The 15,906-nt window shown below is 46.2% G+C and carries 15 protein-coding genes; 2 read left to right on the forward strand and 13 right to left on the reverse strand.

Translation table 11 applies throughout. The annotated features are described in order from the left end of the window. Positions 1 to 34: 34 nt before the first annotated feature. The 8 genes from BZ167_RS01810 to BZ167_RS01845 all read right to left on the reverse strand — a co-directional run bounded on the left by BZ167_RS01810 (position 35) and on the right by BZ167_RS01845 (position 10,428). Positions 35 to 1,507 (reverse strand): UDP-N-acetylmuramoyl-L-alanyl-D-glutamate--2,6-diaminopimelate ligase, encoded by a 1,473-nt coding sequence (locus BZ167_RS01810; protein ID WP_033574594.1) that lies wholly within the window; start codon positions 1,505 to 1,507, stop codon positions 35 to 37. 194 nt (positions 1,508 to 1,701) lie between these two features. Beyond that, positions 1,702 to 3,621 (reverse strand): stage V sporulation protein D, encoded by a 1,920-nt coding sequence (locus tag BZ167_RS01815; protein WP_003154438.1) that lies wholly within the window; start codon positions 3,619 to 3,621, stop codon positions 1,702 to 1,704. A 113-nt stretch (positions 3,622 to 3,734) separates the two neighbouring features. Then, positions 3,735 to 5,879, reverse strand: a complete 2,145-nt coding sequence (gene pbpB / locus BZ167_RS01820; protein ID WP_015417420.1) for a penicillin-binding protein 2B — start codon at positions 5,877 to 5,879, stop codon at positions 3,735 to 3,737. A 6-nt stretch (positions 5,880 to 5,885) separates the two neighbouring features. Next, entirely contained in the window at positions 5,886 to 6,239 is a 354-nt protein-coding gene (gene ftsL / locus BZ167_RS01825; protein WP_003154442.1) for a cell division protein FtsL, read from the reverse strand. A 39-nt stretch (positions 6,240 to 6,278) separates the two neighbouring features. After that, positions 6,279 to 7,214, reverse strand: coding sequence for a 16S rRNA (cytosine(1402)-N(4))-methyltransferase RsmH (gene rsmH, locus BZ167_RS01830; protein WP_077391916.1), 936 nt, complete (start codon positions 7,212 to 7,214; stop codon positions 6,279 to 6,281). A gap of 69 nt (positions 7,215 to 7,283) precedes the next feature. Then, positions 7,284 to 7,715 carry a division/cell wall cluster transcriptional repressor MraZ gene (gene mraZ, locus BZ167_RS01835; protein WP_007409703.1) on the reverse strand — a complete coding sequence of 144 codons (432 nt, stop codon included), beginning with the start codon at positions 7,713 to 7,715 and terminating at the stop codon, positions 7,284 to 7,286. 125 nt (positions 7,716 to 7,840) lie between these two features. Continuing rightward, the gene (gene bshC, locus BZ167_RS01840) at positions 7,841 to 9,460 is read right to left on the reverse strand and encodes a bacillithiol biosynthesis cysteine-adding enzyme BshC (protein ID WP_077391917.1); all 1,620 of its coding nucleotides are present in this window, start codon (positions 9,458 to 9,460) and stop codon (positions 7,841 to 7,843) included. An 86-nt stretch (positions 9,461 to 9,546) separates the two neighbouring features. Next, complete coding sequence (locus tag BZ167_RS01845) at positions 9,547 to 10,428, reverse strand: 2-dehydropantoate 2-reductase (protein WP_053104352.1); 882 nt, start codon at positions 10,426 to 10,428, stop codon at positions 9,547 to 9,549. A 162-nt stretch (positions 10,429 to 10,590) separates the two neighbouring features. On the opposite strand from BZ167_RS01845, the gene BZ167_RS01850 reads away from it, so the two are divergent. Then, on the forward strand, positions 10,591 to 11,073 hold the full coding sequence (locus BZ167_RS01850; RefSeq protein WP_007611262.1) for an N-acetyltransferase: 483 nt from the start codon (positions 10,591 to 10,593) through the stop codon (positions 11,071 to 11,073). Positions 11,074 to 11,113: 40 nt separating this feature from the next. Here BZ167_RS01850 and gerR read toward each other — a convergent pair whose 3' ends face one another. The 3 genes from gerR to BZ167_RS01865 form a co-directional block, all read right to left on the reverse strand. Further along, positions 11,114 to 11,689 (reverse strand): sporulation-specific transcriptional regulator GerR, encoded by a 576-nt coding sequence (gerR, locus tag BZ167_RS01855; RefSeq protein ID WP_039063041.1) that lies wholly within the window; start codon positions 11,687 to 11,689, stop codon positions 11,114 to 11,116. A gap of 157 nt (positions 11,690 to 11,846) precedes the next feature. After that, positions 11,847 to 12,026 (reverse strand): 50S ribosomal protein L32, encoded by a 180-nt coding sequence (gene rpmF / locus BZ167_RS01860; RefSeq protein WP_003154457.1) that lies wholly within the window; start codon positions 12,024 to 12,026, stop codon positions 11,847 to 11,849. Between the two features lie 21 nt (positions 12,027 to 12,047). Beyond that, positions 12,048 to 12,566: a YceD family protein gene (locus BZ167_RS01865; RefSeq protein WP_077391919.1), complete on the reverse strand. Its 519-nt coding sequence runs from the start codon at positions 12,564 to 12,566 to the stop codon at positions 12,048 to 12,050. A gap of 208 nt (positions 12,567 to 12,774) precedes the next feature. On the opposite strand from BZ167_RS01865, the gene BZ167_RS01870 reads away from it, so the two are divergent. Beyond that, a complete protein-coding gene (locus tag BZ167_RS01870) occupies positions 12,775 to 14,022 on the forward strand; it encodes a nucleotidyltransferase (RefSeq protein ID WP_015417417.1) in 1,248 nt (415 codons plus the stop codon). An 18-nt stretch (positions 14,023 to 14,040) separates the two neighbouring features. Here the strand turns inward: BZ167_RS01870 and BZ167_RS01875 are convergent, their stop codons facing one another. Together BZ167_RS01875 and BZ167_RS01880 are read right to left on the reverse strand one after the other, a co-directional pair. Continuing rightward, positions 14,041 to 15,063 carry a SepM family pheromone-processing serine protease gene (locus BZ167_RS01875; RefSeq protein ID WP_007409697.1) on the reverse strand — a complete coding sequence of 341 codons (1,023 nt, stop codon included), beginning with the start codon at positions 15,061 to 15,063 and terminating at the stop codon, positions 14,041 to 14,043. Between the two features lie 5 nt (positions 15,064 to 15,068). Next, positions 15,069 to 15,848, reverse strand: a complete 780-nt coding sequence (locus tag BZ167_RS01880) for a patatin family protein (protein ID WP_007409696.1) — start codon at positions 15,846 to 15,848, stop codon at positions 15,069 to 15,071. Positions 15,849 to 15,906: the final 58 nt, after the last annotated feature.

Genomic DNA, 15,906 nt, shown 5'->3' on the forward strand with positions numbered 1-15,906 from the left:
TTTCATTTCCCTCATTCTAACACTCTTTCCTGTTTTACTTTTTATTCAGCTCAACAATAGCTCTTCCCGCTACTTCGGCGTCATCAAAGTCGAATGTTTCATTGCCGATCTGCTGATAGGTTTCATGCCCTTTCCCGGCAATCAGAACCACATCTCCCTTTTTCGCGTTGGCAATGGCAAAAAAGATAGCCTGCTCGCGATTTGCGATACTGTGATAGTAAGTGCCTTCTACCCCTCTTTCCATATCTCTTAATATGGCCAGCGGGTCCTCGCTTCTCGGGTTATCTGAAGTGAAAATCGGTTCGTCGGCAATCCGCACCGCAATTTCCGCCATTTTCGGGCGTTTCGTTTTGTCCCGGTCTCCGCCGCAGCCGACGACGACGAAAAGCTTGCCCTCTGTCATATCTTTGCATGTATTCAGGACGTTTTCCAGACTGTCAGGCGTGTGCGCGTAATCGACGACCACAGGAAACGGCTGATTGTGATTCACCAGTTCAAACCGGCCTCTGACACCTTGCAGCTCTTCAAGAGCGCTTGTGATCGTATCAAACGGCAGACCCGCTGCGATCGCTGTCGCCGCTGCAGCCAGTACGTTATACACGTTGAAGCGGCCGACGAGTGAAACCGTGATCTGCTTTGTTCCTTTTGGCGTAACGAGTTCAAAGCTTGTGCCTTGCGCAGAGATCTCGATTTGTTTCGCCATGACATCGGCATCATTCTCGATTCCGTATGTAAGGATGTGCGCCGCCGTCACTTTTTCAAAATAAGCACTGGCCTTGTCATCTGCGTTTAAAACGGCCCGCTTCGGCTTTTCGTGATTAAAGGAGCCGCCCAGCTGGGAAAACAGGAGGCTTTTAGCCTGTCTGTAGTCTTCCATCGTCTTGTGATAATCTAAATGGTCCTGCGTCAGGTTCGTGAATACGGCGATATCATAATCGCAGCCGTGAACCCTGCCGAGTGACAGAGCGTGAGACGACACTTCCATAATAGCTGTGTCAACATGCTCATTATTCATTTTCTTGAACGTTTTTTGCAGTGTGACGCTTTCGGGCGTTGTATTTTTGACCGGGAATGTCTCATCTCCGATTTTAATGTACATCGTTCCGATTAAACCGGTCTGTCTTCCCGCTTTTTTGAAAATCTCATCAACCATGTGCGTCGTTGATGTTTTGCCGTTTGTGCCGGTGATGCCGATAAGCTGAAGCTGCTTTGTCGGCTGCCCGTAAAACACGTCAGAAAGAACGCTGAGCGCCCGCTGTGACCGGCGGACAATAATGACAGGAACATCGACGTCAAGCTCTTTCTCGGCAACGATGGCCGCTGCGCCGTTTTCTGCGGCTTTTTGGGCAAAATCATGTCCGTCTACCGTATACCCTTTTATACACACAAAAAGACTCCCTTTTCTCACTTCCCTGGAGTCCATCTCAATTGAAGTTATGTCAGGGTCATGAAAGTCATTTTGAACAGGTTCGGCCATTAAATATGTAAGCAGCTTTGTAAGTTTCATTGTATCAAACCTCTCAGAAATTCTATTCATTCTTTTATCATGATAACCGTTTTAAAAGTCAGAATGGCTTTTAAACATACAGTTCATATTTTAGCGTAAATAAAAGGATACATCCAGTTAATCTTAAAAGTTATCTTCTTTTTTTCTCTTTATGATAAGAGGCAGCCGAAAACAATCGGCTGCCTCAAAAAGACTCATTCTTCACTCAAGTAAACACGGATCTTTGAGCCTTCTTTTACTTTCGTTCCGGCTGCAGGTGATTGTTTCACAATTTTGCTTCCTTTTCCTGAGGAGTCAATATTCAAATTGACAAGCAGCGACTCAAGATCAGAGACAGACATCCCTACAACATTCGGAACCTCTATTGTTTTTGTGTCGTTCCATTGATATTTTTTCTCGATTTGATTTTTTCGCGGTTTCACGCCGAGCTCAGGCAGACTGTCTCTCATCATATTTCCGACAATCGGCGCGGCGACGGTTCCCCCGAATTGAATCGTACCTTTCGGATTATCAACCGCGACATACACGACAAGGCTCGGGTCATCAGCCGGCGCAAAACCGATAAAAGAGACGATATGGTTATTTTCGAGATATTTGCCGTCTTTGACCTTTTGTGCGGTACCTGTTTTTCCGCCGACGCGATATCCTTCCACGAAGGCATTCCGCCCCGTTCCCTGAGCGACGACGCTTTCTAAAGCATATCTGATCTGCTTTGACGTTTCCTGGGAAATAACTTGCCTTTTCGCAATCGGCGATTGTTTCTTAACGGTTTTTTTCGTAACGGGATCAACCCACTCTTTGGCGATAAACGGAGTATAAAGCGTTCCGCCGTTTATTGCTGCGGAAACGGCTGCCACCTGCTGAATCGGCGTGACGGAAACCCCTTGTCCGAAAGCGGTTGTCGCCTGTTCAACCGGGCCGACTCTGTCAAGCGGAAATAAGATCCCCGTTCCTTCCCCTTGCAGATCAATGCCTGTTTTCTTTCCAAAGCCGAAGTCCTTAATATATTGAAACAGCTTTTGTTTTCCGAGCCGTTCCCCCAGCTGTACAAACCCGGGGTTGCAGGAATTTTGAACGACTTCAAGATAAGATTGCGAACCGTGGCCGCCCTTTTTCCAGCATCGGAGGCGGGCGCCGTCGACCTCGGCAAACCCTTTGTCATAAAAGTGGTCTCTTTGCAAGTTTACTTTTTGCTCTTGAAGAGCCGCCGCAAGCGTAATAATCTTAAAGGTCGAACCCGGTTCATATGTGCTCCATACCGGCAGGTTCCGGTTATAAACGGACGGATCCACCGATTGATAGTCAGCCGGATCAAAATCAGGACGGCTTGACATGCCGAGCACTTCCCCGTTTTTCGGATTCATTGCGACCGCAATCATTCCGTCCGGGTTATATTTCGCCGCTGCATTGTCGAGCTCTCTTTCTATAATCGTCTGAACCTTGGCGTCAATCGTCAGTTTCATATCAAGTCCGTCTTTCGGAGGGGTGTAATCATCCGCTTCATCAGGCATTTTCTTCCCCTTGGCATCCGTATAAAATTTTACGGATCCCTTGACACCTTTTAAGTCATCATCATAATAAGCCTCCAATCCGAGAAGGCCTTGGTTATCAATACCGGCAAAACCGAGAACATGGGACAAAAAGCTTCCGTACGGATAATGGCGGATGCTGTCTTCAGCCACATAAACCCCTTTTAAGTCGAGCGCTTTGATTTCTTTCGCTTTTTTATTGGAAATTTTCCGCCCCTCGGGTGAGATTTTTTCTATGGAGGTTTTCTTAGTAATGTGTTTGTAGACCTTCTCTTCCGACATATTTAAAACTGACGCGAGAAGCTTGCCCGTTTTGATGGGATTTTGGATCTGGCGCGGTACGACAAAGACGGTCGGCGCGCTTTTATTAGTAGCCAGCTTCACGCCGTTTCGGTCAAGAATCTCTCCCCGCTCAGGCTCAAACGGCAAATTCCGGCTCCAGGAATCCTTAGCCAATGAAGTCAGCTTTTCTCCCATCACAAATTGGACATAGCCTAATCTGCTGTCAATGATCAAAAAAATGATTACGCCAAAAAGCAAAACCAGTAATAAACGTTTTCGAACCGTTACATTTGAAACGCGCAAGGGACCGTCCACTCCTTATTTAGGCTTGTTTCAATTTATGCCTCAGCTTGGACACATAGAACGGCGGCGCATAAAAAAGAAGCCCGCGGGCATCCGCGGACTTCTCTGTCCCGTTAATCAGGATTTTTAAATTTCACCTTGATCACGGTATTTTCTTTCAGTTCTTTGCCTTTTTTCACACTTTGGCTTGAAGCGTAACCTTCACCGCTCACATCGATGTGAATGCCTGATACTTTGCTGAATTGAAGCACTTCCCGTCTCGACCATCCGGACATATCCGGCATCGTCATCTTTCCGTCTGTTTTTAAGAAGATTTTCTGATTGGTGATCACATCTTCTCCGGCTGTCGGATACTGCTCTTTTACGGCAACATCGCTGCCGATGACAATCGGTGTGAGATGTTCATTTTTCGCTTCCTTCTCAGCGCTCTTGACCGTCTTATCTGTCAGGTCAGGCATCTTTTGGCTTTTCGTTTCTTCCTGACCGGAATCTGTTTTTTCCGTCGGTTCGATATTCATGTAGTGAAGGCTGTTTTTCATCGTCGGGTTAAAGATTTCCGCGACAGGATCAGAGCTGCTTTGCCCCGCTTTTAATTGCGGCTGCTGCACGGCTACATAGATGACGAGCTTAGGATCATTTTTCGGCGCCATGCCCATGAATGAAAACACATAGTTGCTCGTTCCTCTTAAATATCCGCCCGTCCCGGCAATTTGTGCGGTTCCCGTTTTACCCGCGACGTCAAATCCTTCAATTTTATAAGGTTTTCCCGTTCCGATGTCTGACGTCACGACTTCTCCGAGCAGATTCCGGACTTTTTTAGCCGTATCTGCTGAAATCGGCGTGCCTGCCTGCTCAGGTTTTGTCTGCTTGACGACTTTTTTCGTATCGGGGTCGACAATATGATCAATGACGTAAGGTTTCATCATTTTGCCGTTATTGGCAATCGCCGTGACGGCCTGAAGCTGCTGGATCGGCGTTATCGCCGATGCTTGGCCGTAAGCAGTAGACGCTTTGTCAAAATCATATTTGTAGTTAATTTTACTTGATACTTCACCGGGCAGATCAATCCCTGTTTTTTGATAGAGCCCGAATTTGTGCAGGTACTCATTAAACCGGTCAAACCCCAGTTTTTCGTTGGCCAGTTTGGCGAAAGCAACATTCGATGACCTCATGAGGCCGTCATGGAAGCTTGTCATACCCCAACCGGCGCCATCGTTCCAATCTTTAACAGGTCCGCCTCCCACTTTATATGTTCCTGATTTATATTTCTCGTTTGCGGCAAACACATTTTCCTGAATCGCCGCGGCAAGCGTAAAGATCTTCATCGTTGATCCCGGTTCATACGCGTACGACACTAAGTCGTTGTAATAATTGGTGACGTTTCTGATATTCGGGTCAAAACTCGGACGCTGCCCCATCGCAAGCACTTTGCCTGTTTTCGGTTCTACGACAGCCGCCATAATTTTTTTCGGTTTATATTTTTCCGCTACTTTCGTCATGCTGTCTTCTAAAAAGGTTTGAATTTTCTGATCAATGGTTAAATATACATTGTCACCGTTTTTAGGTGCGGTGATTTTTTCTTTGCTGTTCGGAAGTTTCCAGCCGGATTTATCACTTTCGTAAGTGACGGATCCGTCGCGTTCCGTCAGATAGTTGTTCAGTATTTTTTCAAGCCCTAAAGAGCCTTGTATCTCGTTTGTTTTTTCATTCACATCGGCATAGCCGAGAACATTTGACAAAAATACACCGTTCGGATAGTAGCGCTTCGTATCTCTTAAGAAAGAAATACCCGGAAGATTCATTTTTTCGATCTTTTGTTTTTTCGCATAAGAGATATCGCGGCCGGCTGAACCGAATTCCACCTGCTTCGCGCCATCCCTGTTTAAGATGTCCAGAATCTTGCTTTTATCAAGATTGATAACGGTCGCCAGTTTTTCCGCCGTTTTCTCTTTGTCTTTGACATGCTGAGGATGCTTCTTGTCGGTCGTCATCTTTTTATCAAGCACGGCAATGAGTTTATATGTCGCCGTGTCCTCTGCAAGCACTTTGCCGTTCCGGTCAAGAATAGAGCCGCGGCTCGCTTCTATCGTCCGCTTTTTTTCGTGCTGCTCGGTCGCTTTTGTTGCAAGTTCTACACCGTTTGCTTTACCGGTTAATTGAATGTACGCCATTCTCCCGAGAATGACAAAGAAAAAGAGAGCGAAACAAATACTGAGTATCGCTGCTCCTCTGTTCATAAACTTATTTTTTTTCGGCATGGGTTATCATTCCTGTATGTTTTTCACTTTTTTATCTTTCAGATTCAAACCGTGCTTTTTGGCGATATCCATCAGGCGCTGCGGCTGGCTTAAGTCAGCAGCCGTCTTTTCGAGATCACCGATCTGCTTATTCTTCTCAGATACTTTCTCCTCCAGTTTTTGCACCTCAATATTGGATTGGTACGCCGCGTATGCCTTTGATACGATAAACATTGATGTGGAGAGAACGGCAATGGCAAACAGGACGAGCAGCACCTTTTCCCCGAGTGTAATGGAAGCCCTCTTTTTGACAATCACCTTTTTTTCGGGACTTATCACTGGCCGTTGTTGTTTTTCCTGCTGGTAAGCTAAGTTGCTCATAGGCTGATGACCTCCTTTAATGTTGTCATTTGCTGCCCGTTATTTTCGTTTCTCCGCAATGCGGAGCTTCGCTGACCGGGCGCGGTTATTTTCTTCAAGCTCCTCTTTTGATGCCGTAATGGGCTTTCTCGTAATCAGCTTTAATTCCGGTTCAAATTCTTCCGGTATCACGGGAAGACCCGGAGGCAGTTCGGGAAGTGATGATTTTTCCTTGAATGTCGTCTTGCACATTCTGTCTTCCAGCGAGTGAAAAGTGATCACAGACACCCTTCCGCCCGGCTTCAGCACCTCTATCGCTTGCAAGAGGGCCTCTTCAAATACTTGAAGCTCGTCGTTTACGGCGATTCGAATGGCTTGGAATACACGTTTGGCCGGATGACCTCCGCTTCTTCTTGCCGGAGCCGGTATCGCGTCCTTTATTAGATCGACCAGTTGGCCGGTTGTTTGAATAGACGATTTTTCTCTTGCCTCTTCAATTTTTCGGGCGATCTGCTTGCTGAATTTTTCTTCTCCGTATTTAAAGAAAATCCTCACAAGGTCCTCATACCGCCATTCATTTACGACTTCTTTCGCCGTAAGGGCGGCCGACTGGTCCATCCTCATGTCCAGCGGTGCGTCATGATGATAGCTGAATCCCCGTTCCGGTGTATCAAGCTGCGGAGAGGATACTCCTAAATCAAATAGAATTCCGTCGACACTCGTAATGCCGTGTTCATGTAAACACTCTTTTAAATAACGAAAGTTGCTTTTCACCAGAATAAGCTGTCCTTTGTATTCGGACAATGTTTTCTTTGCGTTTTCAAGTGCTGTGTCATCTTGGTCAAAGGCGATCAAGCGTCCTTTTTCCGATAATTGCTGCAATAAATATGTACTGTGCCCGGCGCCGCCAAGGGTGCAGTCCACATAGGTTCCGTCCGGTTTGATATTTAAACCGTCGACGGTTTCACGAAGAAGTACTGTCTTATGCTGAAACATTTGTGTCGGTCCCACCTTTATCAGGAATGAATTGAATTGTCAGTTGTTGCTGTGATGCACGAAGATCCATTATATATCAAATCCAATCATGTTTTCAGCAATTTCAGCGAATGAATCTTCTTGCTCTTCTGTGTATTGTTCCCATATTACCTTACTCCACAATTCAATTCGATTGGAAACCCCGATGACAACACATTCTTTTTCCAGTTTTGCGTAATTCAGAAGAGATGACGCAATATTAACCCTTCCCTGCTTGTCCAGTTCGCATTCGGTCGCACCGGAAAAAAAGAATCGGGTAAATGCGCGGGCGTCTTTTTTGGTGAGCGGCAGAGCCTTCAGCTTTTCTTCAATCAGCTTCCATTCATTCATCGGATAGCCGAAAAGGCATTGGTCCAGTCCTCTGGTCAGCACAAACTGCTCACCGAGGCCTTCTCTGAATTTTGCGGGTACGATCATGCGGCCCTTTGCATCAACAGTATGCCGGTATTCACCCATAAACATGATAAGGACCCCCACTTTCTCCCCTAAACTCACCACTATCCGCCACTTCTCTCCACAACCTCATTTTACACTGTTTACACATAAAAAAAAACCCTGAACTATTCAGGGTTCTTTAAAACTTTATTTCAAAGTTTGACAATCTGATGTTGGTTTTGAAAAGAAAATGGCAGATGTTTGAAGGTTGTGAAGAATTTTGGACCGTAGCGGTTCAGATAATACATCACATTCCAAATCCGTTCCTGCGGAGCGCCGAGCGGTCTGATGCTGTTTTGGATTCTTTCATAGTCACGCAGCACAAAACCTTCTTTTTCTTCAATTCTTTTCGTTACCGTCCGTTCTAAAAACAAGAGCTGATCTTGAATGAAGGCGGCATTCTTCTGTAAGAGCGGCTCAAGGCTTGAATCGACCTTCAGCGCTTCGTCCCTTGCGCGTTTATGGACAGCTTCAATCTGCGACTTCGCCTGTTCCATTACAGAAGAAAACTCTTCCGGAATCTGCTCTTCAAAATAAGTGTCTTTCAGGTGTCCGGTGCCGTGTTCGATCGCTTCCTGAAGCGGGATATTCCGTTCTGAAAGCTTCTTTTCAATATGGCGCTCAAGAAACGTAATGTTCAGTCTCGGCACTACCGGCGTCATGCGAAAGCCCATTAATGAGAAAGCCCGCTTCAGCTCACCCCAATAATTGATCTCCCCCGGTCCCGCGATAAACGCCAGAGTCGGGATGAGAAACTCCTGCATGAGCGGCCTTGTCACAACGTTATTGCTGAAACAATCCGGTTTTTCTTCCATATGCGTATGAAGCTCGTCGTTCGTCCATTTCAGGTCAAGCTCCTTAATGACAAAAACGCCGTTTTCTTTTTCAATTAAGAAACGCTCTCCCTCATGTTCGTAAAACAGATTGGCCTGATCTTTGTCCGATTCAATAATCGGGTGATAACCGGCTTCCCGCATAAGACGCTGCTGGTCTGACACGGCTTTGGCAAGCTCATGATTGTGTTTTAAAATCTGCTGAAACATACCCGTTTCCAGCTTTTTAATCCCCGGATCTCCCGAATTCATCAGAATAAGGCCTTCTTCTTGAAACAAGTCGGCGATCAACAGTTCAAAAAAGTCTGTGAATGTCTCTGATGAGCGTAAACATCGCTTCACGTTTTGAAGGAGTGTGTTTGTGTGATCCGTCTCCTCAAAAGCAGCGAACACTTCATCAATCCAAGCCGCGCATTTTTCCTGATCAAGCTCGGTTTTAGCCGCCGATGTTTTTTTCCAGTACGACTGCGGCAGTTTCTGTTTCACCGGACCTTTATTCTCTGTTGACGTATGCACAAAATTGATTTCTTCCAGATCGTGATCTTCACCCGCCACCCAGAAAATCGGAACGACAGGAATCTGCAACGCCTCTTCCTGCTGTCTGGCAAGTACGATAATGGAAATAATTTTATGTATGGTGTAAAGAGGCCCCGTTAAAAGACCGGCCTGCTGGCCGCCTACTACCGCTGCGCTTTTTGGATCTCTCAGTTTTTCGATGGAGGCCTGCATGGCGGCGGAGTGAAATTTTTCGTGATAGGAGGATAAATAATCCGCTAATTCTTCTCTGGCAAACGGCTGCGAAGACAGGTCATGAAGCCGCTTTTGCCATACGTCCTCTGAATGAATATCATAATCAAAAAATGAAGACATGTTTTCTCCATCTATATAGTGCTGCACAAACTTATTTTGACTTTTGATGGAAAGTTCAGTTAGCTGCATCTGTCTGGAACTTCCTTTCTCCAATAAATAGTTAGGTTTCCGAAATGAGTATAGCATGTTACCGGAAAACCTCAAAAGACTTTGTTTCAGTTTCTTTCTAACGCTTTTATGCTGCGGTGTAAAAACGGGAGATGAACGGCCGGCAATCCGCGGCTTTCCGCTTCTTTTACAAGGTAGCCGATAATCGCATCGGCCTCTGTCCGCCTGCCTGCCATGATATCGACGAGCATGGAAGAATGATTTTTTTCCGTCAGTCTGCAAACTTCGCAAACTTTGTTCCACGCTTTTTCTCTATCGGCGAGGCCAAGTATTGTCTCCGCTTCTTCAAACACGTTTCTCATATATTTTTTGTAAGCGTCATTTCTTAACAGCTCTCCGTTTTTCACGCGCAGCAATGCAGTTAACGGGTTGATGCATACATTTATGATCAGTTTTCCCGTTAACAGCCGATACCAGTCGTTTTCATCATATACAGGAAAATCCCGGTGCATGCCGGAAAAGATGCTTTTGAGCGTTTCCGGCCGGGATGCGCTGAATACACTCCATCTTACGGCTCCCGCTCCCGTATGTTCAACGGCATGATCTGATATCTTTTTTGCTCCGTGCTCAACAGTGCCGACATAAAGCGAATGATCCGTATGCCAATCTTTAATGTCGTGTATGTGTCCCATGCCGTTTTGCAAAAACAGCACATTCGTCCCTTTTATCGTCTCAAGATCCCGCAACACAGCACTTAGCTGGTGCTGTTTAACGGCTGCGATTAAGAGGTCGAATCCGGAAGTGAGGCCGGTTTGCGCTCTGCATGCCGCCGTACATTCTATTCCGTCTTTCAAAAGCCGTATACCGCCTGAGTTAATCGCATCAGCCTGCTCCGTCCGCCGCGTAATGACCGTTACCTGATGGCGGGACGATAAGTAGTAAGCACATAAAAGGCCTACCGCTCCGCCGCCGATAATTCCGATTTTCACACTGTCACACCCTATATCTGCATTTTTCCATATTATCATAGCAGAAGCCGCCGCAAATTACTTCAATTTCGTTTTGAGCAAAAAGACTGGCAAGCATATTATAGTTGGAATTTTCAATTAAAGCGTTTACAATAATGGTAGAACACAACAAAGGGGGAGTTTGTGTTGAAAATAGAGCGACTGCTCATCAACTTTAAGACACTCGAAGAATTTAAAAGGTTTAAGGAATACGGGATGCAGGAGCTGTCGATGCTTGAAGATCTTCAGGATAATATCATTGAAAATGACAGCACCTCGCCTTTTTACGGGATTTACTTCGGAGATAAACTAGTGGCGAGAATGAGTTTATATCAGGTAAACGGAGGCGCGAATCCGTATTTTGATCAGCGTCAGGACTTTTTGGAACTTTGGAAGCTTGAGGTTCTTCCGGGCTATCAAAACAACGGATACGGAAAAGCGCTTGTTGATTTTGCAAAATCCTTCAGAATGCCGATCAGGACAAATTCACGCATGAAATCAGCAGATTTCTGGGATAAGATGAATTTTGAGCCCGTTAAATATGATATGGCGCGTGATAAAGGAGAAAATCCTTATATCTGGCATCCCGATATGGACGGTGAAATGACATCCGGAGAAACGGCATAATAAAAAACCGGCCGGGCCGCCGCCCCCAGGCCGGTTCATTTTACAGGCTCTGCGCCGATTTTCTGTCGTCTTCTTTTGAATTGACCATCCTTCTCGCTCTGTCCATAATGTCAATTAACGCTTTATAATCTTCTTCCGTCATCTCCAGCTTGTTTCTCAAGCTTTCATTTTCCTCACGCAGATCCTCGACTTCTTTTTGCAGCGCGGTCAGCTGTTCTGTGAGTTTTTCTTTTTCATGAAGCACATCCGCTGCGGCTGGCGACTCTTTAAATTGCTGCAGAAACAAAATGACATCATCAATGGACAGCTCTTTTTCTCCTTCCGCCCTGCGGATCGGAGGCTGTTTAACGGTTCCCGGCAGATTGGCGGAATGCACCCCGATCTGCTTTCTTAATTCCTTCCGCTGTTTTTTCGCCAGTTCTATCCCTGACTGATATTGTTTTCTGACATAAGAATTCCATCTGAACCCGCAGGCGGCAGCCGTTCTCGTCAGCGCTCTGCCGACTTCTTCAAAAGCGGAAAGCTGGGTCCCGCCTTCCCGAATATGCCTGAGCACCACTTCGGCCAGCAGCAAATCTTCATCTTGCGTCCACGCGTCTTGTCTCGTTATCGTCAATCGTATCTCCCTCCATATTTGCTCATTTACCTCATACATATGCCGCTGATAGATTAGATAGACTACTGGGGCTTACAATTTTTTCGGTGGAAGCAGGCCGGAGGGGCAAAAAAAAGAAAAGCGCAGGAACCGAGATTCCCGCGCTTTTCTTCATACATTAATTGCTTTTAACATTTATGTCTTTGCCGTTGTATGATCCGCATGCTTTACATACACGGTGAGACAATTTCATCTCTCCGCATGACGGGCATTCTGTCATACCAGGTACATTTAGTTTGAAATGTGTACGGCGCAATCTTTTTTTCATTTTAGAAGTTCTTCTAAAAGGTACAGCCATTATTCCCACCTCCTTAAAGAGTTAAGATTCATCATCTTGTGTTAAGAGCTTTTTCAGATCCGCAAGTCTGGGGTCGATTTGATTTTTCTTGTCTTCCTCAGAAATCACTTGCCAATCCTTCCCCACTTGGGGAGCGGCTCCTTCTTTTTGTTCAGTTTCACAAAAGACTTGCATAGGAATTTCTAAAAGAATCTCTTCTTTTATGATCGGAGTTAAGTCGACGGTATCGTCTTCAGCAAAATGAACGTCCTCATCTTCTATATCATCCGACTTATGAAATCTAAACAGTTCTTTTGTCGCGATTGTAAATGGATACGGCACATCAACTAAAGTTCTTGAGCACGGCAAAACCATTTCGCCTGAAATCGTAAAGTCAAACGAAACTTGCTTGGATTCAATCTCCGCGCGGCCCTTCACCCGGACGGGAGAAATGCGGCGGATGTCAGAATTCAATTTTGTCAGCTCATTTAACTCAACTGTTTCATCTAATTCAAAGCTCTTTTTCGCCATTTGATGAAGCTGATAAATCGTCCATTTCATTTGTATCACCTCAGGAAAGCAACAAACATGATTATAGCTTTTCAGAATGTTTTTGTCAATATTTTTTCTTTACAGCATAATGCCGCCGTCATGCAATCGTTGACAGCCGGATAGGCTATGCATACACTAAACGAAACGGACTAAAATATGCACTTCATTTGCAAATGTACCACACGAAGCAAAACATAGCAAGAAAGGCGGGACAAATATGAAAGCAGTCGGCCTGGTTGTTGAATATAATCCCTTTCATAACGGACACCGCTATCATGCGGAACAAGCAAAAATCAAAACGGACAGCAGCGTCGCGGCGGCGGTGATGAGCGGCCCTTTTTTGCAGCGCGGGGAACCGGCCGCCGTCTCAAAGTGGGGCCGGACAAAAATGGCGCTGGAGAACGGCGTGGATATCGTCATTGAGCTCCCTTATATATATGCCGTACAAAAAGCGGAATTATTCGCGCGCGGCAGCGTTTCGCTTCTTCATCATTTAGGATGCAGCAGCTTGTTTTTCGGCAGCGAAAACGGGCGGATCGAACCCTTTATTGAAGCGTCTGAAGCGTTCAGCCGAAAGGAAGATGACTGCAGCCTGATTCTGAAAGAGGAGCTGAAAAAGGGTCTCAGCTATCCGGCCGCCGCCTCAAAAGCTTTTTCACACATATTCAAAGGGCGGGACATGCTCGATTTGTCCAAGCCGAACAATATTCTCGGTTTTCACTACGTTAGAGCGATACACGCCTCCTGTTCCGCTATGAAGCCTTATACGACAGCCAGAATCGCTTCCCAGTATCATGACGCCGAGCTTCCCGGAGATAACAGCCGGATAGCCAGCGCAACAAGCATCCGGAAAGCGCTGATAGAAAAAGGAACGGCGGCCGCAAGGAACTTTCTCCCGGAAGCGTCTGCGCGTGAGCTGGAGGCATACAGAAATTCATACGGCATATGGCACAGCACGGAAGACTATTTTTCATATGTAAAATACAGCCTCAGCACTCTTTCCGCTGAAGAATTGAGCCGAATCTATGAAGTGGAAGAAGGCCTTGAGCACAGAATTCTGCGCACCATCAGACAAGCCCGATCCTATCGCGAAATGATGGAACGATTGAAAACAAAACGATACACGTGGACGAGGCTGCAGCGGATGAACACGCACATTCTGACACGGACGAAAAAAGAAGACATGCATCGTCTCTTAAAGCCTTCAAGCGCTCCTTATATCCGTCTTCTCGGAATGACGAAAAAAGGACAGGCGTACCTGTCGGCAAAGAAAAAAGAGCTTACCGCACCTCTCGTCAGCAAGCTCTCTTCTTTCTCTCATCCCGCTCTGGATCTGGACATACTGGCGGGACGGGTTTACAGCCTGCCGATAAACGAACCTGAACGCACATTGTTTGAGAAACAGGAATTTTCACAAGCGCCGATCCGCTATGATGAAGACGAAAAGCGTTTTTTGAATGCGTAAAAAAAGCACCTGTCTGTATCAGGTGCTTTTTACTTTCAGCTGATCCAAATAGTCAAGTGCGTCCTGCATGGTGTCGACAGGGACGATCTTCATATCGGACTTGATTGCTTTCGCCGTTTTTACCGCATTTTTGTAATCAGAATTTTCAGCTCCGTTTTGATTCGGCGCAAAGAAAATATCTTTTCCCGCTTTGTCTGCGGCGACGACTTTCTGATCGATTCCGCCGATCGGTCCGACTTTGCCGTCCACGTCGATTGTCCCCGTCCCGGCTATATTATAGCCTTTTGTTTCGTCAGGTTTTGTCAGCTGGTTATAAATTTCTAAAGACATCATGAGACCCGCAGAAGGCCCGCCGATGTTTTCAATGCTGAAATGAAGATCCGGCTTCACTTTCACGTTCCGGTCCGTATATAATGCGACACCGATTCCCGCTCTTTTCGGGTCGTCCGGGAATGATTTCAGCACAATGTCAACGGTCTTTTCTTTCGTGTCCCGTTCAATGTGAAACGTTACTTTTTCCCCCGCTTTTTTGCTGCTGATATAATCAATCAGCTTTTCAGCGGATTCGTATGTTTTCCCGTCCGCGCTGATAATTTTATCACCGACCTCTATTTTTCCTTTTGCCGGCATGTCAGAGACGACTGAACTGGCATAAATGCCGTTAAATGAGTATTTTACCTGTTTCCCGGCTTTTTGATAAGCGGCAATGACCGCGTTTTCTTGGGAGCTTTTCATCATTTGCAGCTGGCGCTTCATATAATCCGAGTCCGATTCGCCCTCTTCTTTTATGCTTTCATCAGGGACGATTTCTTCGTAAGGATGCACTTTCGCCCAAAGATATGTATACGGATTGGCGGGGCCTACTTTGACAGTCATCAAGGAAAGGCTTCCTTTTTCAGGATAGCCTCCGTCCACCTTAATCAGCGGTCTCAGCTCTGATGCTTCTCCCGGCTGTGTGATGTAATACGGAAGCTTAATAAATGTAACAGCGATTAATAAGATCAGGATGATAAACACCCAGCGAAAATGTTTTGCTTTCATATGAGTTAGCCCTCCCAGTTCTCTATTTCTTGTTTAATCCGGCCGATCATCCGGTCTGCGGCTTCTTCGCCCGCTGTGATCATATGATCAATGTTGGCAAAAGAACTTGAGCTGAATGATTCAAGAGAAGGGCGGATCATGACGTCTGCGGCAATGGTCTGGTGACGGACCAATTCATTTTGCAGTATATCCATACTTTGCATGATTACATCAAAAATATGTGCCGCCTTTTCCGTTTTTTTCACCCGGGATACGTCAGAGGCGATGACGATATCAGCACCCATATCTTTTACGGCGGAAACCGGGATTCTGTCGACCACCGCGCCGTCGACTAACATACGTCCGTTCATTTTTTGCGGGACGAAAACGCCCGGTATGCTGATGCTCGCGCGGACGGCTTCGGACACTGAACCTTTCGTAAAAACGAGTTTTTCGCCGGTCTGAAGGTCGCAGGCCACGATGCCGAGCGGGATCCGCAGTTCTTCTATCGGCTTGCCGTACGTATAGGCATGAACGAGCTGCCTGATGCGGTCTCCTTTTAAAAATCCGAGCTTCGGCATCGTATAATCCGCGTACAGCCGCCGCTTAAATGCTTTAGCGACTTTTTTCATCGTGGCCACGTCATGCCCGGCCGCATAAAAGCTCCCGACTAACGCTCCCATGCTGCTGCCGGCAATCATATCAATTGGAATCTGATGCTTATGTAAACTGGATAACACTCCGAGATGAGCGATGCCTCTTGCCCCTCCCGAACCTAACGCTAACCCGATTGTAGGTTTGGCCAACGCGACGAACCCCCTAATAGACATCCTATACATGAATTCTATGGTCTAAATTGAACCC

Origin of the sequence: Bacillus sp. 275 (genome assembly GCF_001999205.1) — a bacterium.
Taxonomy (GTDB): Bacteria; Bacillota; Bacilli; order Bacillales; family Bacillaceae; genus Bacillus; species Bacillus velezensis.